Origin of the sequence: Longimicrobium sp., from assembly GCF_036280135.1 — a bacterium.
GTDB lineage: Bacteria > Gemmatimonadota > Gemmatimonadetes > Longimicrobiales > Longimicrobiaceae > Longimicrobium.
This window is the reverse complement of the sequence record NZ_DASURI010000443.1, coordinates 1-3,066: the sequence shown is the minus strand read 5'-3', so window position 1 is coordinate 3,066 and position 3,066 is coordinate 1. Positions and strand designations below refer to the sequence as shown.

The 3,066-nt window shown below is 72.4% G+C and carries 1 protein-coding gene; it reads left to right on the top strand.

All coding sequences use genetic code 11. The features are described 5' to 3' along the window. Positions 1-142: 142 nt before the first annotated feature. Positions 143-3,066 (top strand): discoidin domain-containing protein (locus VFZ20_RS14355; protein WP_329684587.1); only part of this gene is annotated, 2,924 nt, incomplete at its 3' end.

Sequence of the window (3,066 nt, the reverse complement as noted above, 5' to 3'; positions counted from 1 at the left end):
GGGCGCCCGGCGTTCGCCGCGAATTTCCCTCTCCCTCGCGAGCCTCGCCCTGCCGCTCGTCCTGCTGAGCGCCGCCTGCGGTCCCGCCTCCGCTCCGCGCGCCTCCGCGCCGGCCGGGGTGCCGGCGGACGCGTCGCCGTGGATGGTCGGATCGAACGTCGCCGCCGATACGCCGTCCGCGCCGCGCGTGCTGGACGACTTCGAGACGCTCAGCGGGTGGACGGCGCATCCGTCCGAAGGGGTGGAGCTGCGCATCTCGCAGGACAGCGGCTACGCGGGGCGGGGCATGCGCCTGGACTTCGACTTCCATGGCGGCACCGGCTACGCCATCGCCCGCAAGTCCATCCCCATCGACCTGCCGCGGAACTGGGAGTTCGCCTGGCGGATGCGCGCGGACGCGCCCGTGAACGACCTGGAGTTCAAGCTCATCGATCCGTCGGGCGAGAACGTGTGGTGGATGAACCGCCGCCGCTTTGAGTACCCGCGCGCGTGGACGCGCATCCGCACGCAAAAGCGGCAGGTGGAGTTCGCCTGGGGACCGCGGGGCGGCGGGGAGATGGACCGCGTCGCGCAGATCGAGATCGTCGTCACGGCGGGGACGGGGGGAAAGGGCACCGTCTGGATCGACGACCTGACCTTTCGCCCGCGCGAGCCGGACGCGCCGTACACGCTCGTGCCCGCCGTGCGCGCGACGGGCACGGCGGACGGTGGCGATGCCGCGCTCGCCATGGACGGCGACACCACGACGGCGTGGCGCGCCGCGCCGGGCGATGCCACGCTTTCCCTGGACTTTTTGCGCGAGCGCGAGATGGGTGGCGCCGTGCTGCACTGGGACAGCGCCGCCTTTGCCGCGGACTACGTGGTCGAAACGTCGTACGATGGCGCGCGGTGGGAGCCGGTCTACACCGTCGCGAACGGCAACGGCGGGCGCGATGCGCTGTACCTGCCGGAAACGGAAACGCGCCATCTGCGCCTGCGCCTGCCCGCGGCTACCCGCGACCAGACGTACGGCGACGAGCGGGTGCGGGGCGAGGCCGCCCTGCGCGAGATCGAGATCAAGCCGGCGGAGTGGTCGCAGACGCCCAACGCGTTCTTCGCGAACCTCGCGAAGGAGGCGCCGCGGGGCGTGTATCCGCGCTACCTCGTGGGCGAGCAGAGCTACTGGACGGTCGTGGGCGTGAGCGGCGACACGCGCGAGAGCGCCATCAACACCGACGGCATGGTGGAGACGGGGATCGGCGGGCCGTCCGTCGAGCCGTTCCTGGGCGTGGGGGGACGGGTGTACTCGTGGGCCGACGTGCGGGCGGAGCCGTCGCTGGCGCGCGGCTACCTGCCCGTGCCCACGGTGCGCTGGCAGGGTGCGCCCGTGTCGCTGGAGATCACCAGCTTTGCCGCGGGCGAGCCGGAGCGGTCGGTGGCCTACGTGCGCTACCGCGTGCAGAACCAGGCGGACACGGCGGTGAGTGCGGACCTGTTCCTGGCCGTGCGGCCGCTGCAGGTGAACCCGCCGTGGCAGTTCCTGAACGTCGTGGGCGGGGTGGCGCGGGTGAACACGATCGAGTACCGGCCCAGCCAGCACCACCAGGGTTCCGTGATGGTGAACGGCGCGCCTGTGCTCGTGACCCTCACGAACCCGTGGGACAGCGGGGTGTTCGCGTGGGACGAGGGCGAGGCCGCCGACTGGATCCGCCGCGGCAAGCTCCCGCCCGCCCGGTTCACCGCGGACGACCCGCGCGGCTTTGGCTCCGCCGTGCTGCGGTACGGGCTGCCGCTGGGCCCCCGCGGCGCGGAGGACGTGCTGATCGCGATCCCCCTGCACGCGGCGTCGACACCCATCGACCTGCCGGCGTGGAGCACGGAAGAGCCCGCGCGGGTGAGCCAGGAGCAGCGCCGGGTAGAAGACGCGTGGGCGCGCGAGCTCAACCGCTTCACGCTGCGGCTGCCCGAAGCCATGCACGGGCAGGACATCGCGAACACCATCCGCTCGCAGCTGGCGTACATCCTCATCAACCGGGACGGGCCCAGCATCCAGCCGGGCTCGCGCAGCTACGACCGCAGCTGGATCCGCGACGGCTCGCTGACGAGCGCCGCCCTGCTGCGCCTGGGCCACGCCGACGAGGTGCGCGCGTTCGCCGAGTGGTACGCGCCGCACCAGCGCGCCAGCGGCTACGTGCCGTGCTGCGTGAGCCTGCGCGGCGCCGACCCCGTGCCGGAGCACGACAGCCACGGCCAGCTGATCTACCTGGTCGCCGAGTACCACCGGCTGACGGGCGACCGCGCGTTCGCGCAGCGGATGTGGCCGCACGTGGAGCGCGCCGTGGCGTACATCGACACGCTGCGCCACGAGCGGATGACGCCGGAGTACCAGGCGCCGGACAAGCGAGCGTACTACGGGCTGGTGCCGCAGTCCATCAGCCACGAGGGCTACTCGGCCAAGCCGATGCACTCGTACTGGGACGACTTCTTCGTCCTCAAGGGGCTGGACGACGCCGTCTACGTGGCGGACGTGCTGGGGCGCACGGCGGACCGCGCGCGCTTCGCCGCCATCCGCGACGGCTTCCGCGGCGACCTGCGGGCGTCGATCGACGCGTCCATGGCCATGCACGGCATCGACTTCATCCCCGGCAGCGTGGAGCTGGGCGACTTCGACGCCACGTCGACGACCGTGGGCGTGAATCCGCTGGGCGGGCTGGGCTGGCTGCCGCAGCGGGCGCTGGAGAACACGTTCGAGCGCTACTACCACGAGAGCATCCGCGCGCGGCTGGACGGCGCGGCGTGGGACGGCTACACGCCGTACGAGTGGCGCACGGTGGGCACGTTCGTCCGGCTGGGGTGGAAGGCGCGGGCGCACGAGGCCATCGGCCTGTTCTTTGGCCACCAGCGGCCGCGGGCGTGGAACCACTGGGCGGAAGTCGTGTTCCGCGACTCCACGTCGCCGCGGTTCATCGGCGACATGCCGCACACGTGGGTGGGATCGGACTTCATCCGCAGCGCCCTGGACCTGTTCGCGTACGAGCGCACGGCGGACAGCGCGCTCGTTGTCGGTGCCGGCGTGCCCGAGGCGTG